The 26,159-nt window shown below is 66.0% G+C and carries 17 protein-coding genes; 6 read left to right on the top strand and 11 right to left on the bottom strand.

All coding sequences use genetic code 11. The annotated features are described in order from the left end of the window. Window positions 1-458 precede the first annotated feature (458 nt). The 4 genes from AB4Y34_RS17015 (at window position 459) to AB4Y34_RS17000 (ending at window position 9,619) form a co-directional block, all read left to right on the top strand. Window positions 459-1,304, top strand: coding sequence for an IclR family transcriptional regulator (locus tag AB4Y34_RS17015; protein ID WP_368716681.1), 846 nt, complete (start codon window positions 459-461; stop codon window positions 1,302-1,304). A gap of 435 nt (window positions 1,305-1,739) precedes the next feature. Beyond that, window positions 1,740-3,119 (top strand): MdtA/MuxA family multidrug efflux RND transporter periplasmic adaptor subunit, encoded by a 1,380-nt coding sequence (locus tag AB4Y34_RS17010; protein ID WP_176378027.1) that lies wholly within the window; start codon window positions 1,740-1,742, stop codon window positions 3,117-3,119. 23 nt (window positions 3,120-3,142) lie between these two features. Continuing rightward, a complete protein-coding gene (locus tag AB4Y34_RS17005; protein ID WP_368716680.1) occupies window positions 3,143-6,277 on the top strand; it encodes an MdtB/MuxB family multidrug efflux RND transporter permease subunit in 3,135 nt (1,044 codons plus the stop codon). A 3-nt stretch (window positions 6,278-6,280) separates the two neighbouring features. After that, window positions 6,281-9,619 carry an efflux RND transporter permease subunit gene (locus AB4Y34_RS17000; RefSeq protein ID WP_176378029.1) on the top strand — a complete coding sequence of 1,113 codons (3,339 nt, stop codon included), beginning with the start codon at window positions 6,281-6,283 and terminating at the stop codon, window positions 9,617-9,619. A gap of 17 nt (window positions 9,620-9,636) precedes the next feature. Here the strand turns inward: AB4Y34_RS17000 and AB4Y34_RS16995 are convergent, their stop codons facing one another. The 3 genes from AB4Y34_RS16995 to AB4Y34_RS16985 form a co-directional block, all read right to left on the bottom strand. Continuing rightward, window positions 9,637-10,101 (bottom strand): hypothetical protein, encoded by a 465-nt coding sequence (locus AB4Y34_RS16995; RefSeq protein WP_368716679.1) that lies wholly within the window; start codon window positions 10,099-10,101, stop codon window positions 9,637-9,639. 77 nt (window positions 10,102-10,178) lie between these two features. Continuing rightward, the gene (locus AB4Y34_RS16990; protein ID WP_176108949.1) at window positions 10,179-10,742 is read right to left on the bottom strand and encodes a peroxiredoxin; all 564 of its coding nucleotides are present in this window, start codon (window positions 10,740-10,742) and stop codon (window positions 10,179-10,181) included. Between the two features lie 171 nt (window positions 10,743-10,913). Continuing rightward, window positions 10,914-12,215, bottom strand: coding sequence for an EAL domain-containing protein (locus AB4Y34_RS16985; protein WP_176378031.1), 1,302 nt, complete (start codon window positions 12,213-12,215; stop codon window positions 10,914-10,916). A 339-nt stretch (window positions 12,216-12,554) separates the two neighbouring features. On the opposite strand from AB4Y34_RS16985, the gene AB4Y34_RS16980 reads away from it, so the two are divergent. Next, the gene (locus AB4Y34_RS16980) at window positions 12,555-14,384 is read left to right on the top strand and encodes a putative bifunctional diguanylate cyclase/phosphodiesterase (RefSeq protein ID WP_368716678.1); all 1,830 of its coding nucleotides are present in this window, start codon (window positions 12,555-12,557) and stop codon (window positions 14,382-14,384) included. Window positions 14,385-14,479: 95 nt separating this feature from the next. Then, on the top strand, window positions 14,480-15,937 hold the full coding sequence (locus AB4Y34_RS16975; protein ID WP_368598445.1) for an HDOD domain-containing protein: 1,458 nt from the start codon (window positions 14,480-14,482) through the stop codon (window positions 15,935-15,937). Between the two features lie 99 nt (window positions 15,938-16,036). Here the strand turns inward: AB4Y34_RS16975 and AB4Y34_RS16970 are convergent, their stop codons facing one another. The 8 genes from AB4Y34_RS16970 to AB4Y34_RS16935 all read right to left on the bottom strand — a co-directional run bounded on the left by AB4Y34_RS16970 (window position 16,037) and on the right by AB4Y34_RS16935 (window position 25,867). Continuing rightward, a complete protein-coding gene (locus AB4Y34_RS16970; RefSeq protein ID WP_368716677.1) occupies window positions 16,037-17,413 on the bottom strand; it encodes an EAL and HDOD domain-containing protein in 1,377 nt (458 codons plus the stop codon). A 250-nt stretch (window positions 17,414-17,663) separates the two neighbouring features. Next, window positions 17,664-18,458, bottom strand: coding sequence for an ABC transporter substrate-binding protein (locus AB4Y34_RS16965; RefSeq protein ID WP_368716676.1), 795 nt, complete (start codon window positions 18,456-18,458; stop codon window positions 17,664-17,666). Between the two features lie 146 nt (window positions 18,459-18,604). Beyond that, window positions 18,605-19,675, bottom strand: a complete 1,071-nt coding sequence (gene astE / locus AB4Y34_RS16960; RefSeq protein ID WP_368716675.1) for a succinylglutamate desuccinylase — start codon at window positions 19,673-19,675, stop codon at window positions 18,605-18,607. Beyond that, window positions 19,659-20,999 (bottom strand): N-succinylarginine dihydrolase, encoded by a 1,341-nt coding sequence (astB, locus tag AB4Y34_RS16955; protein ID WP_176120124.1) that lies wholly within the window; start codon window positions 20,997-20,999, stop codon window positions 19,659-19,661. The genes astE and astB overlap by 17 nt, the downstream gene beginning before the upstream one ends. A gap of 12 nt (window positions 21,000-21,011) precedes the next feature. Next, on the bottom strand, window positions 21,012-22,475 hold the full coding sequence (gene astD / locus AB4Y34_RS16950; protein ID WP_368716674.1) for a succinylglutamate-semialdehyde dehydrogenase: 1,464 nt from the start codon (window positions 22,473-22,475) through the stop codon (window positions 21,012-21,014). Window positions 22,476-22,477: 2 nt separating this feature from the next. Further along, window positions 22,478-23,515, bottom strand: coding sequence for an arginine N-succinyltransferase (astA, locus tag AB4Y34_RS16945; protein WP_176108957.1), 1,038 nt, complete (start codon window positions 23,513-23,515; stop codon window positions 22,478-22,480). Continuing rightward, window positions 23,512-24,564 (bottom strand): arginine/ornithine succinyltransferase subunit alpha, encoded by a 1,053-nt coding sequence (aruF, locus tag AB4Y34_RS16940; RefSeq protein ID WP_176378036.1) that lies wholly within the window; start codon window positions 24,562-24,564, stop codon window positions 23,512-23,514. The genes astA and aruF overlap by 4 nt, the downstream gene beginning before the upstream one ends. Window positions 24,565-24,631: 67 nt before the next feature. Next, window positions 24,632-25,867 carry an aspartate aminotransferase family protein gene (locus tag AB4Y34_RS16935; protein ID WP_184225575.1) on the bottom strand — a complete coding sequence of 412 codons (1,236 nt, stop codon included), beginning with the start codon at window positions 25,865-25,867 and terminating at the stop codon, window positions 24,632-24,634. Between the last annotated feature and the right edge of the window lie 292 nt (window positions 25,868-26,159).

Raw genomic sequence — 26,159 nt, 5'->3', positions numbered from 1 at the left:
CCGATTTTTTGCGAAGTTTCTCGTGCGGAATACTACGGTGCATTAACATTAGATGTTATACGGTTTTATAGCCCAAAAAAAAGGCGTCACGTTGCCGTGACGCCTTAAAAGTTCTAGCCATTCCGAGGGCCGTGCTAGAACCTGAGAGAAGGTATTTCGAAAAGCGCAAGCGCCTTGGGCGGGGCAATCGATCCTGGATTCCGGGATTTTTCCGCTTGCGCGCACCAAAATGCAGCTAAAAAGATGCGACTTTCGAAATGAGGTTCCATTTTTTATGGTTATCCTGACTAAGTCAAGCAAAAAGATATAGTCGCTCATCGATCGGCAATTTGTTCCGATACAATGATTTTCCCAAGATAAATGAAATGGATGCCCCGGTTTGGAGATGCCCCGCCCGGCGCGGGCGGTCGTCAATAGGTTAACGAACGAACAACCTGAAATACCGTTCCAAAAAAAGCATGAACCGATCCACACCCAACCAGGCCGTCGTCGCCAAAGCCCCCGCGAGCAAAGACCGGGACGGCCCGGGCGATGAAGTCACCGCGCTCGCGCGCGGCCTGACCGTATTGCGCGCCGTCGCCGCCGCGCACGCACCGCTCAGCAATCGCGAACTCGCCGAGTTAACCTGCATCCCGAAGCCCACCGTGTCGCGCATCACCGCGACGCTCGTGGGCACCGGTTTTCTGCTGCGACTGCCCGAAAGCGAGCGCTTCGTGCTGACCTCGTCGGTGCTCGAACTGAGCAACGGCTTTCTGCGCAACTTCGACATCCGCTCGCGCGCGCGGCCATTCCTGATCGAACTCGCGGAACGCACCGCGTTGTCGGTGCATCTCGCGGTGCGCGACCGCTACGACATGGTCGTCATCGATGCGATCCGGCCGCGCTCGGCGGTGCTCGTCTCGCGACTCGAAATCGGCTCACGCATGAGCTTGACGCGCACCGCCGTCGGCCGGGCGTATCTCGCCGCGCTCGCGCAAGCGGACCGCGACCGCCTGCTCGTCGGCCTGCAGACGGCCGAGGGCGATGATTGGGGCTATATCGGCAGCCGTCTCGTCAATGCGATCCAGGACACGCTCGAACGCGGTTTCGCGATCGCCACCGGCGAGTGGTACAACGGGCTGAACGCGATCGCGCTCGGCTTCGTCGGGCCGTCGGGCGAGCGCTACGCGGTCAATTGCGGCGGCTCGGCCGACCAGTGTCCGCGCGACTGGCTGATCTCGGACGCCGCACCCGCGCTGCTCGAATGCATCGACAAGATCGTGCTTGAGATCGGCGGCACGCCGGGGCGCCGGCTCGACGAATAGCGGGGCGGCGGCAATGAGCGCCAACCCGGCGCCCCGCGCAGACCGAACGCGGCGCCGGCCGCCTGCGGTCTGTGCAGTGACGAAGGCATCCCGCCCACCCTTGCCCTGCAATTCGCCAACAGCCTGTAACCTTCGTAATTAACCGAAAAATACGCGGCTGGACTGTTACAGACACCGCAACGTACGATCACGCATCCCGTCGCGGGACCGCGCCGCGAGCCGCGAGCGCCGTCAAAAAGGCCTCGCCGATCCGTGATGATTCCGCATTGCGTTAACATCTCTGTCCCGCGCCTCGGATAGCATCGCGCTGAATATTGCGCGGCGCGCGCCGCCACGACCGCCTGACACGCCGCCCATATGCCGGCCCGCCGTCTTTCGAACGGCGGCGACCGCATCGGCGGCTCACATCACAAAGCCAGCCACCTGACCGAACCGATGGACGAACAACAAAAGCACCCGGAAACCCAACGCCCCGCCGCTTCCCAGCCGTCCGCGAGCGGCGCGCAATCGAGCGCGCCCGGCGCGGTGAAACGCCACCGCGGCCGCACTGTCGCGCTGATCGTCGCGGCGCTGGTCGTGCTCGGCGTCGTACTGTGGCGCTGGCATCCGTGGGGCAGCCCCGGCAGCGGGGCGAGCGCGCCGAGTGCCGCGAGCGGCGCGCGCAGCGGCCGCCTCGGCGGCGGCGGTCCGAACGCGATGGCCAACATGCCGCAACCGGTGCACGTCGCCGCCGCGACGCAGGGCGAGATGCCGGTCGTGCTGACCGCGCTCGGCACGGTCACGCCACTCGCCACCGTCACGGTGCTGCCACAACTGAGCGGCGTGCTGCAGGACGTGTATTTCAAGGAAGGCCAGATGGTCAAGAAGGGCGACGTGCTGGCCCAGATCGACCCGCGCCCGTATGAGATTTCGCTGCGCAACGCCGAGGGCACGCTGGTGCGCGACGAGGCGCTGCTCGCCACCGCGCGTCTCGATCTCAAGCGCTATCAGACGCTGCTCGCGCAAGACTCGATCGCGAGCCAGCAGGTCGACACGCAGGCGTCGCTGGTGCGGCAATACGAAGGCACGGTGAAGGCCGACCAGGCGAACGTCGACAGCTTCAAGCTCGACCTCGTGTACGCGCGCATCACCGCGCCGGTGTCGGGCCGCGTCGGTCTGCGTCAGGTCGACCCGGGCAACTACGTGACCTCGGGCCTCGCCAACGGCATCGTCGTGATTACGCAGCTCGATCCGATCAGCGTAGTGTTCTCGACCTCCGAAGACAATCTGCAGCAGATCATCCAGCACACGCGCAACGGCGAGTCGCTGTCGGCCACCGCGTACGACCGCAGCAACACGCATCCGCTCGAAGTCGGCTCGCTGAAGACGATGGACAACCAGATCGACACGACCACCGGCACGATCAAGCTGCGCGCGATCTTCGAGAACAAGGACAACGGCCTGTTCCCGAACCAGTTCGTCAACACGCGCCTGCTCGTCGATACGATCAAGGACGCGGTGATCGTGCCGACCTCGGCGGTGCTCAACGGCTCGATCGGTACCTTCGTGTACATCGTGAAGCCCGACGACACGGTCACCGTGCGCCAGGTCAAGGTCGGCCCGGTCGATGGCGAGCGCACCAGCATCCAGTCGGGTCTCGCGGTCGGCGAGCGCGTCGTGATCGACGGTTCGGACCGGCTGCGCGAAGGCTCGAAAATCACGATCCCGGCCGAGCGGCCGCGGGGCGCGTCCGGCGCGCACGGCGCGAGCGCTCCGGCGGCCGCCTCGGGCGCACCAGCGCGTCGCGGCCGGCGCGCGCAGCAAGCATCGCAATAAAGTAAAGGCACGGCACTTACCGCATGAATCCATCCCGCGCATTTATTCTGCGTCCCGTCGGCACCGCGCTGCTGATGGCGGCGATCATGCTGGTCGGCCTCGTCGCGCTGCGCTTTCTGCCGCTGTCCGCGCTGCCCGAAGTCGACTATCCGACGATCCAGGTGCAGACCTTCTATCCGGGCGCGAGCCCGGACGTGATGACGTCGTCCGTAACGGCGCCGCTCGAGCGGCAGTTCGGGCAGATGCCGTCGCTCAACCAGATGTCGTCGCAAAGCTCGGCCGGCTCGTCGATCATCACGCTGCAATTCAGCCTCGATCTGCCGCTCGACATCGCCGAGCAGGAAGTCCAGGCGGCGATCAACGCGGCGGGCAACCTGCTGCCCTCCGACCTGCCCGCGCCGCCGATCTACGCGAAGGTCAACCCGGCCGACGCGCCGATCATCACGCTCGCGATCACGTCGAAAACGCTGCCGCTCACGCAGGTGCAGGATCTCGCCGACACGCGTCTCGCGCAGAAGATCTCGCAGGTCGCGGGGGTGGGTCTCGTGAGCCTGTCGGGCGGGCAGCGCCCGGCGATCCGCATTCAGGCGAACCCGCGCGCGCTCGCCGCGTACGGCCTGAATCTCGACGATCTGCGCACCACCATCTCGAACCTGAACGTCAACACGCCGAAGGGCAATTTCGACGGCCCGACGCGCAACTACACCATCAACTCGAACGATCAGCTGACCGACGCCGACGAGTACAAGAACGCCGTCGTCGCATACAAGAGCGGCCGCCCGGTGATGCTGACCGACGTCGCGAGCATCGTGCCGGGTCCGGAGAACACGAAGCTCGGCGCGTGGGTCGACAACACGCCCGCGATCATCCTGAACGTGCAGCGCCAGCCGGGTGCGAACGTGATCCAGGTGGTCGACAGCATCAAGGCGCTGCTGCCGCGCTTGCAGCAGTCGCTGCCCGCCGCGCTCGACGTCGAGGTCGTCACCGACCGCACCACGACGATCCGCGCGTCGGTGCGCGACGTGCAATTCGAGCTGGCGATGTCGGTCGTGCTGGTCGTGCTGGTGATGTACCTGTTCCTCGCCAACATCTACGCGACGATCATTCCGAGCCTGTCGGTGCCGCTGTCGCTGATCGGCACGCTCGCCGTGATGTACCTGTGCGGCTTCTCGCTCGATAACCTGTCGCTGATGGCGCTGACCATCGCAACCGGCTTCGTCGTCGACGACGCGATCGTGATGATCGAGAACATCGCGCGCTATGTCGAGGAAGGCGACAGTGCGCTCGAAGCCGCGCTGAAGGGCTCGAAGCAGATCGGCTTCACGATCATTTCGCTGACGGTCTCGCTGATCGCGGTGCTGATTCCGCTGCTCTTCATGGGCGACGTGGTCGGCCGCCTGTTCCATGAATTCGCGATCACGCTCGCGGTGACGATCGTCATTTCGGCGGTCGTGTCGCTGACGCTGGTGCCGATGATGTGCGCGAAACTGTTGCGCCACACGCCGCCGCACGACAGTCACCGCTTCGAGGCGAAGGCGCACCGCTTCATCGACTGGGTGATCGCGCGCTACGCGGTCGCGCTCACCTGGGTGCTGAACCGTCAGCGCTCCACGCTGGTCGTAGCTGTCCTCACGCTGGTGCTGACCGGCCTGCTGTACGTGTTCATACCGAAGGGCTTCTTCCCGGTGCAGGACACCGGTGTGATCCAGGCGATCACGCAGATGCCGCAGTCGGTGTCGTTCGCGTCGATGGCCGAGCGTCAGCAGGCGCTCGCCGACCAGATCCTGAAGAACCCGGACGTCGAGAGCCTGACCTCGTTCATCGGCGTGGACGGCAGCAACATCACGCTGAACAGCGGCCGCATGCTGATCAACCTGAAGCCGCGCGACGACCGCAGCAGCACCGCGAGCGAAGTAATCCGCCAGTTGCAGAAGGACGTCGCGCATATTCCGGGCGCGTCGCTGTACATGCAGCCGGTGCAGGACCTGACGATCGACTCGACGGTCAGCCCGACGCAGTATCAGTTCATGCTGACCGATCCGAACATCGGCGAATTCGCGACGTGGGTGCCGAAGCTGGTCGAGCGCCTGAAGCAGTCGCCCGAACTCGCGGACGTCGCGACCGATCTGCAGGACAACGGCCGCTCGGTGTTCATCGAGATCGACCGCGCGACCGCCGCGCGCTTCGGCATCACGCCGGCCACGATCGACAGCGCGCTGTACGACGCGTTCGGCCAGCGCATCATTTCGACAATCTTCACGCAGTCGAACCAGTACCGTGTGATTCTCGAAGCGCAGCCGACGATGCAGCACTACACCACGTCGCTGAACAACATCTACCTGCCCTCTTCCACGTCGGCGGGCGGCCAGGTGCCGCTGTCGTCGATCGCGAAGTTCATCGAGCGGCCCGCGCCGCTGCTGGTTACGCACCTGAGCCAGTTCCCGGCCACCACGGTGTCGTTCAACCTCGCCCCGGGTTCGTCGCTCGGCGCGGCCGTGAAGGCGATCGAACAGGCCGAGAAGGACATCGGCCTGCCCGCGTCGTTCCAGACGCGCTTCCAGGGCGCGGCGCTGGCGTTCCAGGCGTCGCTCGCGAACGAGCTGTTCCTGATCCTCGCGGCGATCGTCACGATGTACATCGTGCTCGGCGTGCTGTACGAGAGCTTCATCCATCCGATCACGATTCTGTCCACTCTTCCGTCCGCCGGCGTCGGCGCGCTGCTCGCGCTGCTGATCACCGGCCACGATCTCGACATCATCGGCATCATCGGGATCGTGCTTTTGATCGGTATCGTGAAGAAGAACGCGATCATGATGATCGACTTCGCGCTCTACGCGGAGCGCGAGGAAGGCAAGCCGCCGCGCGAAGCGATCTACCAGGCGTGTCTGCTGCGTTTCCGGCCGATCCTGATGACCACGCTCGCCGCGCTGCTCGGCGCGCTGCCGCTGATGCTCGGCACCGGCGCGGGCTCGGAACTGCGCCGGCCGCTCGGTATCGCGATCGCCGGCGGCCTGATCGTGAGCCAGCTGCTGACGCTGTTCACGACGCCGGTAATTTACCTCGCGTTCGATTCGCTCGGCCGCCGGCTGCGCGAGCGCTTTAGCCGCGGCGATTCGTCCGGTAGCGCCACGCCGCCCGCGACCGATGCAGGGAACTGAGCGATGAACCTGTCGCGTCCGTTTATTTCCCGCCCGGTCGCCACCACGCTGCTGGCGATCGGCATCGCGCTGTCGGGCGTGTTCGCGTTCACCAAGCTGCCGGTGGCGCCGCTGCCGCAGGTCGACTTCCCGACCATCTCGGTGCAGGCGACGCTGCCGGGCGCGAGCCCGGAGACCGTCGCGACCAGCGTCGCGAGTCCGCTCGAGCGGCATCTCGGCTCGATCGCCGACGTCACCGAGATGACGTCGCAAAGCTCGGTCGGCTCGACGCGCATCACGATGCAGTTCGGCTTGAACCGCGACATCGACGGCGCCGCGCGCGACGTGCAGGCGGCGATCAACGCGGCGCGCGCCGACCTGCCCGCGAGCCTGCGCAGCAATCCGACCTACCACAAGGTCAACCCGGCCGACGCGCCGATCCTGATTCTCGCGCTGACGTCGAGCACGCGCACGCCCGGCCAGCTCTACGATTCGGCCGCCACAGTGCTGCAGCAGTCGCTGTCGCAGGTGCAGGGGGTCGGCGAAGTGGACGTGAGCGGCTCGGCGAATCCGGCCGTACGCGTCGAGCTGATGCCGCATGCGCTGTCGCATTACGGCATCGGCCTCGAGGACGTGCGCGCGGCGCTCGCCTCGGCCAACGCGAACAGCCCGAAAGGAGCGATCGAGTTCGGCGAGAACCGCGTGCAGCTGTACACCAACGACCAGGCCACCAAGGCGTCGCAGTACAAGGATCTGGTCATCGCCTATCGCAATGGCGCGCCGGTCAAACTCTCCGACATGGGCGAGGTCGTCGATTCGGTCGAGGACCTGCGCAACCTCGGCCTCTTCAACGGCAAGCACGCGGTGCTCGTGATCCTGTACCGGCAGCCGGGCGCCAACATCATCGAGACCGTCGACCGCGTGAAGGCGATGCTGCCGCAACTGCACGCATCGCTGCCCGCAGACGTCGAAATCTCGCCGACCTCCGACCGCTCCACGACGATCCGCGCGTCGCTGAAAGACACCCAGCGCACGCTCGTGATCGCGGTCGCGCTGGTCGTGATGGTCGTGTTCCTGTTCCTGCGCAACTGGCGCGCCACGCTGATTCCGAGCGTCGCCGTGCCGATCTCGATCATCGGCACGTTCGGCGCGATGTACCTGATGGGCTTCTCGCTCGACAATCTGTCGCTGATGGCGCTGACCATCGCGACCGGCTTCGTCGTCGACGACGCGATCGTGGTGCTCGAAAACATCTCGCGCCACATCGAAGACGGCGTGCCGCGCATGAAGGCCGCGTTCCTCGGCGCGCGCGAGGTCGGCTTCACGGTGATGTCGATCAGCATCTCGCTCGTCGCCGTGTTCCTGCCGATCCTGCTGATGGGCGGCATCGTCGGGCGGCTGTTCCGCGAGTTCGCGCTGACGCTGTCGCTCGCGATCGCGGTGTCACTGATCGTCTCGCTGACGCTCACGCCGATGATGTGCTCGCGCCTGCTGCGCGAGCCGCACGAGAAGCAACAGGAAAGCCGCCTCGGCCGCTGGCTCGAACGCGGCTTCACGTCGATGCAGCGCGGCTACGAGCGCACGCTCGGCTGGGCGCTGCGGCATCCGCGGCTGATCCTGCTCGTGCTGCTGCTGACCATCGGTATGAACGTCGCGCTCTACATCATCGTGCCGAAAGGCTTCTTCCCGCAGCAGGACACCGGGCGCATGATCGGCGGCATCCAGGCCGACCAGAGCACGTCGTTCCAGGCGATGAAGGGCAAGTTCTCGCAGATGATGGACATCGTCAGCAAGAACCCGGCGGTCGACAGCGTGGTCGGCTTCACCGGCGGCCGGCAGACCAACTCGGGCTTCATGTTCCTGTCGCTGAAGCCGAAGAGCGAACGCAAGCTGTCCGCCGACCAGGTGATCCAGCAGTTGCGCGCGCCGCTCGGCGACGTGGCCGGCGCGCGCACCTTCCTGCAGGCGGTGCAGGACATCCGCGTCGGCGGCCGGCAATCGAACGCGCAGTATCAGTTCACGCTGCTCGCGGACTCGACGCCCGATCTGTATAAGTGGGGGCCGAAGCTCACCGAGGCGCTGCAGGCTCGCAAGGAACTCGCGGACGTGAACTCCGACCAGCAGCAAGGCGGTCTCGAGGCGATGGTGACGATCGACCGCGCCACCGCCGCGCGCCTCGGCATCAAGCCCTCGCAGATCGACAACACGCTGTACGACGCGTTCGGCCAGCGCCAGGTATCGACGATCTACAACCCGCTGAACCAGTATCACGTGGTGATGGAAGTCGCGCCGCGCTACTGGCAGAGCCCGGAAATGCTGAGCCAGATTTACGTCAGCACCTCGGGCGGCAGCGCGAGCGGCGCGCAAACCACCAATGCGCCGGCCGGCACTGTAACGAAGGCGACCAGCACGGCGGCCACGACGAGCGGGGCCGCCGGCGGCGCCGCAACCGGCGGCACCGCAGCCACCACCGCGACGAGCGCGGCCAGCATCGCGGCCGACTCCGCGCGCAACCAGGCGATCAATTCGATCGCGGCGAGCGGCAAGTCGAGCGCGTCGTCGGGCTCGCCGGTGTCGATCGCGAAGGAAACGATGGTGCCGCTGTCGGCGATCGCCGGCTTCGGGCCGGGCACCACACCGCTGTCGGTCAATCACCAGAGCCAGTTCGTCGCCTCGACGATTTCGTTCAACCTGCCGCCGGGCGTCTCGCTGTCCACCGCCACGCAGGTGATCTACGACACGATGGCCGAGATCGGCATGCCCGCCACGATTCACGGCAGCTTCCAGGGCACCGCGCAGGCGTTCCAGCAGTCGATGTCCGATCAGCCGATCCTGATCCTCGCCGCGCTCGCGGCGGTGTATATCGTGCTCGGCATCCTGTACGAGAGCTACATCCATCCGCTGACGATCCTGTCGACGCTGCCGTCCGCGGGCGTCGGCGCGCTGCTCGCGCTGCTGCTGTTCAAGACCGAGTTCAGCATCATCGCGCTGATCGGCGTGATCCTGCTGATCGGCATCGTCAAGAAGAACGCGATCATGATGGTGGACTTCGCGATCGACGCGTCGCGCAAAGGGCTGTCCTCGCGCGACGCGATCTACCAGGCCTGTCTGCTGCGCTTCCGGCCGATCATGATGACCACCTTCGCCGCGATGCTCGGCGCATTGCCGCTCGCGTTCGGCAGCGGCGAAGGCGCGGAGATGCGCGCGCCGCTCGGTATTTCGATCGTCGGCGGGCTGATCGTCAGCCAGATGCTGACGCTCTATACGACGCCGGTCGTGTATCTGTACATGGATCGCATCCGCTTGCGCTGGGAGGCGAGAAAGGCGCGCCGCACGGGTGGCGCGGCGTCGACCTCGTCATGATGTCGTGAAGGTGGCGCTCACAGCTTCTGCTCGATGGCCAGCGAGAAAATCCGCTGCCATCGGCGCGCCACCCGCTCGTTCGACATCGGCACGAGCCACTCGCCGCGCCGTGCGTCATTGACCTTCACGGCGAGCCGCGCCTGCGCGTCGCGGCCTTGTGCTTCGGCGCCGAGCAGATCCGCGAAGATATACGCGCCCTGCTCGTCGCCGACGCGAATCTCGCAGAGCCGCTTGCCCGCCGCGAGCCGCACCAATCCCCAACTGCCCTTCAGCTCGTGCGTCCAGTCGCCGTCGCGCACGTTCGGCGCGACTTCGCGGCGCCGCTGCCGCCAGTAAGCGAGCGCACCGGCAATCAGCAACGCAACCAGGACCGCCACGCTTTCCGCCACCGCCAGCCCGAAACTGGCCCGCAGCGCATCGAAGGCGCGTACCGCGCCGTACCCCAGCGCGACCAGCGCAATCAACGCAACGAGAATCGGCATCGCAAGCTCATCCGGTAAATGGGTTTAGCCTGGCACGGGCGTGACACTAGCAATGCGCGATGCCGCGCGCGGCCCCTTCACTGCCCCTTGTGCGCGGCAGCCCATTCCTTGAGCGCGTTCAGCGTGTTCTCGACATGCTTGTCGGGCTGCAGGCTCGTGTACTCGTAGATGATCTTGCCTTCGGGCGAGATCACGTATGACACGCGATTCGCCATGCCGGCCTTCATCGGCATGGCCGCGTCGTATGCGTCGATCACCTTCGCGTCGGCGTCGGCCGCGACCGGGAATTTGCTGCGGCATTCGCTGACCGAGAACTTCGTCAGCGTATCGATGTTGTCGTGCGATACGCCGATAACCGTCGCACCGTACTTCTTGTATTCGTCGACCGCATCGGCGAACTCGTGCGCCTCGATCGTGCAGCCCTTCGTGAACGCGGCCGGATAGAAGTACAGCACGACCGGCCCCTTCTTCAGCTGATCGGCCAGCGAATACGTGTAGGTCTTGCCGCCGAGCGAGGCCTCGGCGGTGAACGCCGGCGCCGTATCGCCGGGCTTCAGGGTTGCCGAGGCGAGCGGCGAATGCATTGCGAATCCGAACGCCATGACGGCGGCCAATACCGCCGGTATGTGTTTTGTCTTCATCTGCTCCTCCATGCGTGAGCGCACGCAGTTGATCCCGTCCATCGAAGACAGCTTCGGCCGGCGTCACAGGCCGTCGCTGAACGTTCTATTGGACCACGGATGCGCACGCGGCGTCGGTCGCCGCCAGGACCACAAGCCAATCGAAAGGATGCGGCGCGCGGGCCCGGCGCATCAAGCGTCCGGCTCCGCCACGTGCGCGCCGAACCACGCCGCCGCCGACAGGTTCAGCTGCGACAGCACCTCGGGCGTCAGCGCGTGGAAGCCCGCCGCCGTCGCGACCGGCGCCGCGTCGCCGCCCTCGCCCGCGACCTCGGCGATCAGCAGCAGCGCGCCCAGCTCGCCCTTGCGCGCGACGATCGCCTCGCGGATCTGCGGCGCGAGGCCGAGCTTTTCGAGCACCGCGTCCGGGGTGCTGTCGAGCACGATATGCACCAGCGAGAAAATCCCGGTCATGAACGCGGCATCGGCGAATTCGCCGTCGGCCGGACGCAGCCAGTTCGCGGCAAGCTCCATGAAGCGCGAGCGCGTCGCGGCGAGTTGCACGAGCGGATCGGCGCGCCACGGCAGGTCGCCGGTATCCGCGTACAGCAGCAGTTGCGCCCAGCGCGCGATCTGCCGCGTGCCGGTCGCGATGATCGCCTCGCGCAGCGACGCGATATTGCGCCCGAGGCCGAACGCGCTCGAATTGACGAGCCGCAGCAGTTGCACGACCACGCCCGGATTGACCTTCAGCTCCGCCTCGAGCTCGACGATGCCGGCGTCGCGCGACAGCAGCGCGAGCAACCGCAATAGGCCCGGGCGCAGCGAGCGGTTGCGCGGCGCGGCCAGCACCTGCGGCCGCGCGAAGAAGTAGCCCTGAAACAGATCGAAGCCGAGTTCGTGCGCGAGCGCGAAGTCCTCGCGCGATTCGACCTTCTCGGCGAGCAGCGTCTTGCCGTAGCCGCGCAAGGCCGACGCGAGCTCGGCGACCTTGCGGCGCGGCGTTTGCAGGAGGTCGATCTTGACGATGTCGGCGTATGGCAGCATCGCCCTCAGCTCGTCGGTCAGGTCGTGCACGTCGTCGAGCGCGACCTGGAAGCCGGCGCAGTGCAGCTCGTCGAGCCGACGCGCGAGCGAAGCGTCGTAACGCACGGTTTCGAGGATTTCGAGCACGAAGCGCTCGGGCGGCATCAGATGGACGATGTCGCTAAAGAGCAGCGCGCGGTCGATATTGACGAAGCCGCGATGCTGGCCGAGCACGGCCGGCACGCCGATTCCGCCGATCGTGCGCGCGACCACCTGCGCGGTGGCCTGCGCGTCGTCGCTGATTTCGGCGTAGTTATAGGTGCCGGCGCGGAACAGCAGCTCGTACGCGTGAAGCGCCCCATCGCGATCCAGAATCGGCTGGCGGCCGACGTAGACATACTGCGGGACCGCGTCCAGGTCCCCGCGCTCAGGATAGCCGGCCGACGCGCCGGCGACGACATCACGCACCTCGGCGTCCCGCGGGACGGGCCGTGCGGCGCTGGCGGACCTGATGACGGAGCGTTCGAAGATGGATCATCGGTGCAAGGTTCGGAAAGTCTACGCAGCGCGACGCCATCAGCGTCGCCAAATTAAGGGAGATTCGCCGTATTAACGGCCGCGAATTGGCGTCACTTTAACCGAATCGTCCCGGCGACTGAACCGCGCGTCTCCTTACCGGATGTTTTTCTCCGCGCGCCGCTAAAGATTTCCCCGCTTGCGTCGTTATCTCGTTCTGATAGGGCGGGCTGCTATCTCCCGGCCGCCCGGACCGGCGGACAACCAGCTCCGCCCGCGGACGAACCCAGGTTGCCAGCGACGAACATGGAAGCGAACACGATCACCGCGCCCCGCCGGGGCTCCTTGCGCACGGTCATCGACCGGCTGCGGGCGTTCGGCCGGCGCGAGGACGACGACCGGCCGAGCAGCGCCAACCGCCCGCCTCCACTGGAACAGGTGGTCGGCGCGGTCGACCTGCTAGCGCACGTCGACGATGCGTTGCGCTTCATCTACGTGTCCGATGCGAGCCTGCGCTTCATCGGCTATCACCGCGAATACCTGAAAACCGCGACGCTGCACGATCTGGTCGCGCCCGCCGACGTGCCGCGCCTCGATGCGCTGCTCAAGCAGGCGGCGGCCTCGGGCAACGTCGAGAAAGCGACGCTCGGGCTCGTCAAGTCGCTGACCTATCCGATCACGGTCGAACTGCGGGTCGTGCGCAGCAACCACGACGGCGTCGATGGCTACGCGATCGCCGGCTTCGACGTGTCGTCGTGGCGCGCCACCGAAGAGCGGCTGACCCAGGCGCTGCATCTGGACCGACTGACCAGTCTGCCGAACCAGTCGGGTCTGGTGCACGCGCTGCTCGACGCACAACAGAAGGCCGACGCGCACGGCACGCCGGTCGCGCTGCTGCTGCTCGATCTCGACGACTATCAGCGGGTGAACCGCGCGCTCGGCTACGACGCCGGCGACGAGATGCTGCGCGACACCTCGCGGCGCCTGTTGAACATGACGAGCCCGAACGAAACCATCGCGCGCGTCGCCAGCGACGAATTCGCGATCCTCGTGAAGCCGGCCGCGAGCCGCACCGACGCGGCGGCCGCCGCCGAAGCGCTGGCGCGGCGTCTGTTGACCGCGATCCAGCAACCGTATGTTTTCAAGGGTCAGCAGGTCCACCTGTCGGCCAGCATCGGCATCGCGCTCTACCCGGACGTGCGCCACGCCAACGACACCGGCGGCCACGACACGCACCTGCTGCGCTGGGCCGACCACGCGCTGTTGCAGGCAAAGGCCGCGGGCGGCAACACGCTCGCGTTCTACGTGCCCGACGACAACCCGGCCGACGCCGAGCGTCTGAAACTCGAGGCCGACCTCTACGACGGCGTACGCAACGGCGAGTTTTCGCTACACTTCCAGCCGATCACGAGCAGCCGCACGCGGGGCGTGGTCGGTGTCGAGGCGTTGATCCGCTGGACGCATCCGGTGCACGGCCTCGTGCCGCCGTCGATGTTCATTCCGCTCGCGGAGTCGATCGGGCTCATCAACTTCCTCGGCAACTGGGTGATGAAGGTCGCGTGCATGCAGCTGATCCAGTGGGACGCGAAGGGCATTCCGCTGCAGTACGTGGCCGTCAACGTGTCGCCGCAGCAGTTTCGCGATCCGCGCTTCAAGGACTCGGTGCGCGAGGCGATCGAGCTGACCGGCATCGATCCGCGCCGGCTCGTGTTCGAGATCACCGAAAGTCTGCTGATGCACGACCCGGCGCACGCGAAGGGCTTGCTCGAAGACCTGACCGCGATGGGCATCCGCTTCGCCGTCGACGACTTCGGCACCGGCTATTCGAGCCTCGCGTACCTGCAGCGCTTTCCGCTCGCGAAGCTGAAGATCGACCGGAGTTTCGTCGAGAATCTGCTAACCTCGCGAAACGATCAGGCAATCGTTAGCGCGGTCGTCGGCCTTGCGCAGACGCTCGATCTCGAACTGGTTGCCGAGGGCGTCGAAACGGAAGCGCAGCGCACCCTGCTCACCGAGATGGGCTGCGATCACATTCAGGGCTGGCTCGTCTGCAAGGCGCTGCCGTCCGAAGAGCTCGCGCAGCGCTTCGAAACGCGCGAGCTTCAGCTGCACGGCGCATAACGGGCGATGCGGACACGACGCCCTGGCAGCGCAACAAGCCGGCTTGCGACCGGCACGGCATTCACTGGAACACGTATGGCATTTGCGGGACACACATGGTAAAGGCGGCAGTGCTCGACCGGCTCTGGACGCGAATGAGCGAGCGCGGCGATTTCCCTATGCTGTCGCAATCGCTGCGCACCACCATGGCGGCAGTGACCAACGACGACCTCGACTTCACCGGCCTCGTGCAAGTGGTGCTGTCGGACTTCGCGCTCACGCAGAAGGTGCTCCGGCTCGCGAACTCGGCGATGTACATGGCGTTCGGCGGCAATATCACGACCGTGTCGCGCGCGCTGATGGTGCTCGGCATGGATGCGGTCGGTCACCTCGTAGTCGGTCTGAAGATCGTCGATCACTTTCATCAAAGCGCGCCGCGCCGGATCGACGCGAAACTCGAATTGAACCGCACACTGCTGTCGGGCTGCGTCGCGCGCAAGCTGACCGAGCGCGGCGACCTGCGCGCCGGCGAGGAAGCGGTGGTCTGCACGCTGATGCGGCAGATCGGCAAGCTGCTGGTCGTGTTCTATCTCGACGCCGAGTGGGACCAGATTCGCCGCCATATCGACGGCGGCGCACTCGAAGCCGATGCGTGCGTGCTCGTGCTCGGCGTCACCTTCGATGAAATCGGCGCCGAAGCCGCGGTGCGCTGGCGCCTGCCCGACACGATCCGCTCCGGCATGGGCGAGTTCGATCCGGAAGACGTGACGCAACCGCGCCAGGTGCAGTGGCTGCGCGCGATCACCAACTACTCGACCGCGGTCGCCGACGTGCTCACGCAGCAGAACATGCCCGAGGGGGAACGCGAGGCACGCATCGGCGAGCTTGCGCGCGAGTACGGCAGCGCGCTGAACACCGACCCCGAAGTGCTGCTGCAGATGAGCGTCGCGCTCGCGCGCGAGGATGGCGGCGACAGCGTGATGCGCGAAATCGTCGAGCTGCGCGCCAATGCCGATGCGATCGCGCGCGAGGCGCTCACGCCCGAGGCGCGCATCGAGGTCGGGGTGAAGGATCTGCGCGACCTGCCCGAAGGCAGCCCGCTCGCGCCGGCGCTCGCGATGGCCGCCGAAACCGTGCTCGCGGCGCTCGGCTTCGCGCGCACCGTGGTCTACGTCAAGCATAGCAACGGCACGTTCAGGGCGCGCATCGGCTTCGGGCCGAAGATCGACGCGGCGCTGCCGAAGCTCGCGTTCAGCACCGCGTTCGAGCCCGATGTGTTTCATCTCGCGATCGCGAACTCCGTTGGCATCTTCATCGAGAATGCGCGCGATCCGAAGATGGTCGCGCGGCTGCCCGAGTGGTTCCGGCGCTCGTTCGACGACGCGCGCGCGTTCGTGCTGCTGCCGATCATCGACGAAACCGAACAGACCGTCGCGCTGCTCTACGGCGACTGGTCGCATACGCAGGAGGCGCGCCGCATCTCACAGAAGGAGATGGGCGTGCTCAACGAACTGGCCAAGGAGTTAGGACGTTTTTTCGGCCAGGGGCAGATGCGGGAAATGGAGACGATGTGAAGACCTGGCGTGATCGCTGATCACTCTGCTTCACTTTGATTCTTTCCGTGTTTGCCCGAAAACGATTTTATCCGGGCATCTGTGGGGCTTTCACCCCACTCAATCCTCGATCCGCTCCAGTCCTTCCGCGCTGCGATCCGCGACACCGGCCCATGCGCCGGCCGCGAGACCCATCTGCGCGACCTCTTCCAGCGTCAACGGCGCAAGACGTTCGGATAGCGTGGCGACGCGCTCCCATGCGCCGACTTCGAGCGCCTCGACCGCGCTCAGCAGCAGGCCCAGCCTGCCCTCGCGATGCAGGATCGCGGCCTGGATCGGCCGCGACAGCGTGAGGATGTTCAGCGTTTTTTCGAGCGAGCCACCGAACACCGCATCGACGAACGAAAACACGCCGGTCAGGAAGGCCGCGTCGGCTTCGTCGCGGCCCGCTTCGGGCATGCGTTCGATCGCGAGCTCCATGAAGCGCGCGCGCGTGGCCGCGAGTTGCAGCAGAGGGTCGTCTTCGAGCGCGACCTTGCGGCCGTCGGCGTAAAGCAGCAGTTGCGTCCAGCGCGCGATGCGATCGGTGCCGGTCGCGTTGATCGCGTCGCGCAGCGTCGTCACCTTGTGACCGACCGCGAGGCCGCTCGAATTCGCGAGCTTCATCAGATGCATGACGAGCACCGGATTCAGCTTCAGCTCAGCTTCGAGCTGCGCGACCGTCGGGTCGCCCGCGAGCAGTTGCAGCAGATTGAGCAGCGCATGGCGCGGCGCGCTGACGCTGCGACTCGATGCGCTTTGCGCCCGCGCGAAGTAATAGCCCTGGAAGCGGTCGAAGCCGAGCTCATGCACCGTTTCGAAGTCGGCCTGCGCATCGACACCCGATGCGAGCAGCAGTTTGCCCGCCGACTTCAGCACGCTCGCGAGTTTCGGCAACAGCGCGCGCGGCGTGCGCGGGACGTCGATTTTGACAACTTCGGCGTACGGCAGCAGCTTCGCGAAAGTCTCGTTGGGCTGCGTGACGTCGTCGAGCGCGAAGCGATAGCGGCGGCCATGCAGATACACGATACGCGCGATCAACTCGTCATCGACTTCGAGCGATGAAGGCAGCTCGAGCATGAAGCGTTCCGCGGGCAGTCGCAGGATCGCGTCGTCGAGCAGCAGCTCGCGGCTCACGTCGACGTAGGCTGGATGGCCAGTCAGCGCGCCTCGTACGTCGCTTTGCACGAGCCCGCGCACGATCGCGCGCGCCACGCGCTGCACCGGCGTAGGCGCGCGACCCGGCAACGCGTCCGCGTCGGGATGAAGATCGGTATGGGTTCGTGGGGCGCTGAGGTCCGCGTCGGCGAGCGGCAGCTCGGGCGCACGCACCTTGATCTCGTAACCGCACAGCATGCCGTCCCGATTCAGAATGGGCTGCCGCGCGTAGCTGGCGACAAGCGACGCGTCGTCGGTCGTGCCGCCGTGGCTCAGAGTCTCGATTGCGATGGTGGTCATTCCAGTCCCCCGCTCGGCGCCGCTGGCGCCTGGCCGCTATGTTCTGTTTTTTCGCTGCACGTAAGCGCGTTTCTGTGACGTTGGAAGCTCGTCGACGCGCGGCAACGTGCGTCGCAATTTTATCGCAGCGTGATTGGCCACGAACAGGCTTACAAGGCAATATCTCGAAATATTTGTTGAACGTTTGCGACCCGCGTACCAAAAGCAAAACGGCCGCATCAGCGGCCGTTTTGCACAATTCGATGCAGCGTTACTTCAGCACGACTTTCACGTCGAAGTATTTGGCGGCGAGGCGGTCGATCGTGCCATCGGCCTTCAGCTCCTTCAACGCGCCGTTCAGCGCATCCTTGAGCGCCTTGTCGTTCTTGCGCACACCGTAGCCGACACCCGCGCCGAGCAGCTTGTCGTCGCTCACGGCCGGACCGGCGAACTCGAAGCCCGCGCCCTGCGGTTTCTTCAGAAAGCCCTTCGATGCCGCCTCGGCGTCCTGGAACGACGCGTCGAGACGACCCGACGCGAGGTCCGCGTAAATCTGGTCCTGGGTCTGATACGGCACGACATCGACACCGGCCGGCGCCCAGCGCGCCTTCGCATAGGTTTCCTGGATCGTGCCCTGCAGCACGCCGACGTGCTTGCCCTTCAGCGATGCGGGCGTCGGCTGCAGAGCGCTGCCCTTCTTCGCGATCATCTGATTCGGGATCGTGTAGATCGGATCGGTGAAGTCGATCGCCTGGCGACGCTGGTCGGTGATCGTCATGTCCGAGTTGATCGCGCTGAACTTGCGCGCTTCGAGCGCCGGGATCAGGCCGTCGAACGAATTCTCGACCCACACGCATTTGGCCTTCAGCTTCGCGCACACGGCGTTGCCGACGTCGATATCGAAGCCCTGCAGCTCGCCCGCGGGCGACTTGGATTCGAACGGCGCATACGAAGCCTCGACGCCGAAGCGCACTTCCTTGATCTCAGCCGCCGACGCGGTGCCTGCCGTCAAGGCCACCGTCGCGAACAGCGCGAGCGCGGCCAGGTTGGGCCAATTCTTCTTCATTACGGGTGTTCCTTTACGGTGTTGACTGAAACGGAGCCGATTCGGCGCGCACAGGTGGATTACGCCGGCCGCGCTTCGGACTCGCGCGGCCGGCGTAACCGGTAGATGCGTCAGCCGCGAAGCCCGCGATTGTACACGCGACCTGTCTAGACAAGCTTGGGCAGCGTCTCGGCGGTGGTATCGACGACGAGCAGACCGGCACGCAGGCCGGGCTTGACCGCCGGGTTCGGAAACACGATGCGCTCTTCGTCGCGCTGGACCGTGTATTGATAGTCGCCGTCGCGCGCGAGCAGGGTGCCCTTGGCGAGCGGTGTGAAGTTCGGCACGTCGGGCGCGAGCAGCAACTCGAATGCGTCGCTTTGCTTGGTCAGCTGATCGACGACGGTGAACACGCGCGGCAGCGCAGCTTGCGCGTCGCCTCGTGCGTTCATTCGCGTGCCGGCGAGCAGCGCGCGCACCGCGAGATCCGCGCCCTCGAAGCGCGTCAGGTCGTTCTGGCCGAACGGCCGCACCTTGCCGAGTTCGAGCGTGCACGCATCAGCGCCGCACGCTTGCGCGGTGAAGTGCGAATAGGTGTTGCCCTTCGTCGTGTGCAGCAGCACCGCACTGATGCGCGCGTCGCCGAGCCATTCGAACATCGCGCGCGAAAAGGGCTTGCCGGTATGCGGCAACAGCGCGAAGCGCTCGAATACCGACGCGCGGATCGCTGTATGCATGTCGATATGCCAGCGCGCGCCGGGCGCGTCGGACGCGTCCGCGAAAAAGCGCGTCGCGGCCTGTTCGAGCGCGGCCGCGCGCGGCGCTTCGTGACTGTGCGGCAGTTGCAGATGACGGCCGCTGAACAGCCGGTTCAGATCGTCGTCGCGATAGCGGCCGCCGTCGCGCATCGCATCGATGTTGCCGAGAATCACGAGCAGCCGGCACGCGAGCGCCGCGCGGCCCTGTGCGATATCGGCGACGATGCGCGACAGCAGTTCGATCGGCGCGGTCTCGTCGCCGTGCACGCCGGCCGAGACGAGCACGCTGCGGACGCCCGCATGCTGCTGCGCGGGCTCGATGACGAGCACGCCGTCGCCCTGCCACGTCCAGCGCACACCGTTCGCACACGTGCCTTGCGCGTGATGCGCGGCAGGCCGCGAACCCGCGAGCGTCCACGCGAGAAAATCGTCGAGCATCGCGCTCGGGGCGGACATCGCGTAATCAGCGCTGGAAGTCATACAGCGAGCCCAGAGCGAGGATTTGCGTCAGCTCATCGAGCGCGGTGCGCGATTCGACCAGCAGTTGGGGATCGCTGAGATCGGCCGGCGCGAGCCGATCGCGATAGTGCTTTTCGATCCACGCATCGAGTCGGCCGAACAGCGTGTCGTCGATCCACACGCCCGGCGCGACCGCCGCGCGCTCGGTGTCGTCGAGTACGACGCGCAGGCGCAGACAGGCGGGGCCGCCACCGTTCTTCATGCTCTCGCGCAGATCGAACACGAGCACTTCGTCGATCGGACCGCTGTGCGAAGTCAGCTCATCCAGGTACGCGGCGACGCGCGGATTTTCGCGGCACTCCTGCGGCACGACCAGCACCTGCTTGCCATCGGGCCGAGTCAGCAGCTGGCTGTTGAACAGATACGACGTCACCGCATCGGCGACGCTGACCTGCGCGTCGGGCACTTCGATTACGTTAAAGCTCGCGTGAAGGCTCGCTAGCTTCGAGCGCAACTCGTCGTACACCGCTTGCTGATCGACGAACGCGAGCTGATGGCAGAACAGCGTGTTGCGATTGCCGACCGCGATCACGTCGTTATGGAACACGCCGGCGTCGATCACTTCCGGGTTCTGCTGTGCATAGACGGTCGCCGCGTCCTGCAAGCCATGACGATGCGCGACCGCGCGGCTCGCCTCGAACGTCTGACGCGCCGGATAGCGCTTCGGCTCCGGCCCGCGACGATACTCGCTGCGGCCATACACGAAGAATTCGACGCCGCGCGCCCGGTATTGCTCGCAAAAGCGCGTGTGATTCGCCGCGCCCTCGTCGCCGAGCGCGGGCGTGCCGGGCAGCGCCTCGTGCACGACGAAGCGGTCGGTGTCGCTGAACATCGCCCGCAGCGTCCGGCGCGTCGATTCATGCTCGATCGCGCGATGCAGCTTGCTGCACAGATTGGCCGGCGTGAAATGCACGCGGCCGTCGTGCGTATCCGCGGACGGGCTCACCGTCGCCGCGTTCGCGGTCCACATCGCGGATGCTGAACTTGCCGCCGCGAGCAGTTCGGGCGCGTTCTTCGCGACGCGCTCGATCACCGAAGCGTCGTCGCCGGAAAAACCGAGCTCGCGCAACAGACGCATCGACGGACGCTCTTGCGGCGGCAGCACGCCCTGATGAAAGCCGAGGTCCGCCAACTGCTTCATCTTGCGCAGACCCTGGCGCGCGGCGGCCTTCGGATTCGCGACCGACTTCTCGTTGCTCTGCGACGCGACGTTGCCGAACGACAGGCCCGCGTAGTTGTGAGTCGGGCCGACCAGGCCGTCGAAATTGGCTTCAGTGGCTTGCAGCATCGTCGATCCTTAGAATTGAAGACCCGGCGAGACGCTCGCGGGCATGTTCAGTTGCGCGCTTTCGACAGAGGCCATCGGGTACGCGCAGTAATCCGCCGCATAGTACGCGCTCGGCCGATGATTACCCGAGCGGCCTGGCCCGCCGAACGGCGCACCCGACGAAGCGCCATTGGTCGGCCGGTTCCAGTTGACGATGCCCGCGCGGATCGTGCGCTGGAAATGCGTCCACAGCGCTTCGTCGTCGGCGAGCAGGCCCGCGGACAGACCGAACTGCGTATCGTTCGCCTGTTCGAGCGCGTCGTCGAAGTTGCGGTAGCGGATGATCTGCGCGAGCGGGCCGAAGTGCTCCTCGTCGGGCAGGTCCTTCACGTCGGTCACGTCGAGAATCGCGGGCGTCACGAAGCCGAGTTGCGGATCGCGCTGCTCCATCTTCAACAGCGCCTTCGCGCCGCTCGCGAGCAGACGTTGCTGCGCGCTGATCAAACGCGAGGCCGCGCGCGCCGACACCACCGCGCCCATGAACGGCTGCGGCTCGGCGTTGTATTCGCCGACGCCGATGCGCGCGGTGACTTCCGTCAGGCGCGCGAGGAAACGCTCGCCGAACGCATCGTCGGGCACGAAGATGCGGCGCGCGCAGGTGCAGCGCTGCCCCGCCGACAGAAACGCCGATTGAATCGTGTGGTGCACGGCGGCGTCGAGGTCAGCGACCGGGCCGATCACGAGCGGGTTGTTGCCGCCCATCTCGAGTGCGAGCACGATCTCCGGACGGCCGCCGAACTGTTTGTGCAGCAATGTTCCCGTATCCGAACTACCGGTAAAGAACAGTCCATCGATCTGCCAGTGATTCGCGAGCGCGACGCCGGTGTCCTTCTCACCCTGCACCAGATTCAGCACGCCGGCGGGCAGCCCCGCATCGCGCCAGATTTGCACCGTGAGCGCCGCGACGCCGGGCGCCAGTTCGGACGGCTTGAACACGACCGCGTTACCGGCGATCAGCGCGGGCACGATATGCCCGTTCGGCAGATGGCCCGGGAAGTTGTACGGCCCGAACACCGCCACCACGCCATGCGGACGATGCCGCAGCACGGCGGTGCCGTCCGCCATCGCCGAGCGCTTTTCGCCGGTGCGCTCGTTGTACGACTGGATCGAGATCTCGACCTTCGCGGCCATCGACGCCGCTTCGGTGCGCGCTTCCCACAGCGGCTTGCCGGTCTCGCGGCCGATCGCTTCGGCGAGCGCTTCCTTGCGCTCGGTCACGAGCGCGGCGAAGCGGCGCACCACCGCGCAACGCGCGTCGAGCGTCAGCGCCGACCATGCGGCGAACGCGCGGCGCGCGCTGCGTACCGCGCGATCGACGTCGTCCGCCGATGCGCTATTGCCTTGCCACACCACCGCGCCCGTGCCGGGATTGTGCGACGCGAATACCGGTCCTGTGCCGGCGACCCATTCGCCGGCGATGAAAAGCTCGCTCATGATCATCCTTGTTTGTGTTTCACCGGCAGCACCCGCAGCGGATCGCCTGCCTTTACCCGAAGCGCGTCGGCTTCGGCCGCGCTGAGGCGGAACACACCGTTGCGCGCCACGCCCGCCACGACGCCGACACGAAAATCGCCGAGCGACGTATTCGATACCATCGACTTCAGTCCGTCCTGCGCGGCCGGCTCTGCCGCGTCGCCGATCTCAGCCGCGACCAGCACGCTCTCGCGAACGGTACGCAAGTCGGCGATATGGCATTCGAGCACCGGACCCGCATCGAAAATATCGACGTGGTTCTCGTAGCGCAGCCCTTCGGCTTCGAGCATCCGGCGCGCGGGAATCGTGTCGCTATGCGTGAGGCCGACGCAGCGCTGCGCCTCTTCCGGCAACAGCTCCACGTACACCGGATAGCGCGGCATCAGTTCGGCGAGAAACGCCTTGCGGCCGTGCGAGCTCAGATAGTCGGCGGCGTTGAAATCGATCTGGTAAAAGTGCGAGCCGACCGCGCGCCAGAACGGCGACGTGCCCTGCTCGTCGAAATGGCCGCGCAGCTCCGCGCACAGACGCTGCGGAAAGCGCTCGCGAAACTGCGCGAGAAACATGAAGCGCGAGCGCGACAGCAAGCCGCCGACGCCGCTCGTGCGGTAACGCGGGCTCAGGAACAGCGAGCACACTTCCGCATAACCGGTGAGGTCGTGCGAGATATTCAGCGCGTGCATGCGGGTCCAGATGCCGAGATCCTGGCTCGCGTGCACGACCGTGCTCACGCGATAGTTGTAGAACGGCTGCTGCAGTCCCACCTCCGCTTCGATCCCGCAGACACCCGCCACGTCGCCGGTGGCCGTGTCTTCCATCACGAAGAAATAGCCGGCCTCGTGCGGTTCGGCCCGATCTTCCATCGTGCGGCGCGCGCGCTCGACCCGCGCCGCGAGCGCATCGCGATCCGGCTTGAACGTGGTCAGGCCCGGCCCGGTTTCCTGCGCGAGCCGCATCAGCGCATCCACATCGCCTCGTTGCACTACGCGAACGACGATCATTGCGCGTCTCCCGATTGTTCGTCCTGCGGCTGATGCAGCGGCACGCAGCGCACCGTATCGCCTTCCCGTACCCCGAGCGCGGCGAGCGCCGCCTGCGACAACGCGGCGCCCGATTCCTTGCCCGGCGCGAGCTCGCCGAGCACGCAACGGAACTCGCCGGCGGCGCCGTTGTGCGCGATCAGGTACGTTGCACCGTGCGGCGCGGGTGCCTCGCGCACGACGCGCGTCTCGTTGTGCTTTACGCTGACACTGCGATCCATCTGCGCGGTCAGCACGGGACCCGCGTCGAAGATGTCGACGTAGCGATCGGTCTCGAAGCCTTCCTCGAGATGAATCTCGTACGCGAGCAGCGCGTTCGCATCCGGCTCGCCCAGCACGCGCTGCGCCGCTTCGGGCAACAGCGGCACATACACGGGATAGGTCGGCATCACTTCGGCGATGAACGTGCGGCTGCGGCCGCCCGATTCGACTTCGATGTCAGCGAAATCGCGGCCGAAGAACTTGCGGCCCACCGCTTCCCAGAACGGCGACATGCCGTTTTCGTCGGTGACGCCGAGCAGCAGCGAGAACACCTCGGGCGTGAAGCGCTTGCGATTCGCGGCGATGTACATCATCCGCGCGCGCGACATCAGCTGCGCGGCCGCGTCGCCGCGCAGCGACGGGTCGATGTAGTAGCCCGCGAGCCGGCTCTTGCCGGTCAGCTCGTGCGACATCGTCAGCGCGTGAATCTTGCGATTCACATGTAGCTCGCGCGACGCATGAATCAGCGCGTCATTGCGAAACACGTAGAACGGGTCCGCGTAACCGGCCGCCGCGACGATGCTCGCGGTGCCCATCAGCTTGCCGGTGTCCGAATCTTCGAGCACGAACAGATAGAACTCCTCGCCCGGAAAGTCGACCTCCGCGCGAAACGAGTCTTCCGACAACGCGACGCGCGCTTCGAGCGCGCGCCGGTCGTGCGGCAGGGAATGCAGCACCGGTTGCGCGGTGCGCGCCATATGCTCGAGCGCATCGAGATCGGCAAGGCGGGCGGGACGTACGAAGTACATCATCGTTCCTGTTGAATGTGACGCGTGAATCGCCGCATCGGCGTGGGCGTGCGGAGCTGTCCGAACATCAATGCGACGCCGCCTGCGCATTCGCGCCGACGAGTTCGCCGAACGCCTTCTCGAGACGCGCGAAGCCTTCGGCCATATCGTCGAGCGGCATGATCAGCGACGGCACGAAGCGCAGCACGTCCGGGCCTGCCATCAGCATGATCACGCCGTGCTGGCCGGCCGCGGTGACGAAGTCCTTCGCGCGTCCCCGATACGCGTCGTTCAGTTCGGCGCCGATCAGCAGACCCTTGCCGCGCACTTCGCTGAAAAGCCCTAACCGCTGGTTCAACTTCGCGAGATGGCCTTTCAGCACTTCGCTGCGCGAGCGCACGCCTTCTAGCAGCTTCGGGTCGCTGACGAGTTCGACCACTTTTTCGGCGATCGCCGAGCCGAGAGGATTGCCGCCGTAGGTCGTGCCGTGCACGCCGACCTTGAAGTGCGCGGCGAGCTCTTTGGTGGTCAGCATCGCGCCGATCGGGAAGCCGTTGCCGAGCGCCTTAGCGGTGGTCAGGATGTCGGGCGTCACGCCGGTGTCCTGGTACGCGTAGAAGTAGCCGCTGCGGCCCACGCCGGTTTGCACTTCGTCGAAAATCAGCACCGCGTTGTGCTGATCGCACGCTTCGCGCAGTGCTTTGAGGAACGCCGGATCCGCCGGGATCACGCCGCCCTCGCCCTGGATCGGCTCGACGATCACCGCGCAGGTCTGCGCGCCGATCGCCTTCTTCGCCGCTGCGATGTCGTTGTACGGCAGATGCGTGATGCCGGCCGGCACCGGGCCGAAGCCTTCCGAATATTTCGGCTGGCCGCCGACGCTGACGGTAAACAGCGTGCGGCCGTGGAACGACTGCGTAAACGAAATGATTTCGTCTTTCTGCGCGCCGTAACGGTCGAACGCGACGCGGCGCGCGAGCTTCAACGCGGCCTCGTTCGCTTCGGCGCCCGAGTTTGCGAAGAATGCGCGATCGGCGAACGTGAGGCTTTCGAGGCGCTTCGCGAGACGCAGCACCGGCTCGTTCGTGTAGCCATTGCCGATGTGCCACAGCTTGCTGCCCTGCTCATGCAGTACCTTCATTAGCTCCGGATGCGCATGACCGAGCGCGGTGACGGCGATGCCGCCGGCGAAGTCGATATAGTCGCGGCCTTGCGTGTCCCACACGCGCGAGCCGAGACCGCGGTCCGGTACGAAGGCGGCGGGGGCAAACACCGGCACCATGACTTCGTCGAAGGTCTGGCGTGTCACAGTCAGGTCGTTCATGGCTAATCCTTTTACGGGTGACAGGTAATACAGCTAGTGTAGGAAACCGTGCGCGGCGCGTCTTGCGCATACGCGACGCTTTCTATGAGGTTCCGCGCGTCGTCGCGCCACGGCGGGTACTGCGGGTACTTTTCGAGCAGGCGTCTCGTTCGTACTCTGTGAGCGGTTCATGTCGGGTTTGTGTCGCGCTCGTGTCGGGCTTGGGCGGTGCAGCCGCGCAGCCCGCGCCGGACGTGCCTCGGCTTCGCTTTCAGACGGCTTCCAGCTCACGCACGAGCCATGCCCGATTGCT

Source organism: Paraburkholderia sp. BR10954, assembly GCF_040965775.1.
GTDB lineage: Bacteria > Pseudomonadota > Gammaproteobacteria > Burkholderiales > Burkholderiaceae > Paraburkholderia > Paraburkholderia youngii.
The sequence above is the reverse complement of the archived record's forward strand: the minus strand, read 5'-3'. Positions and strand labels throughout refer to the sequence as shown.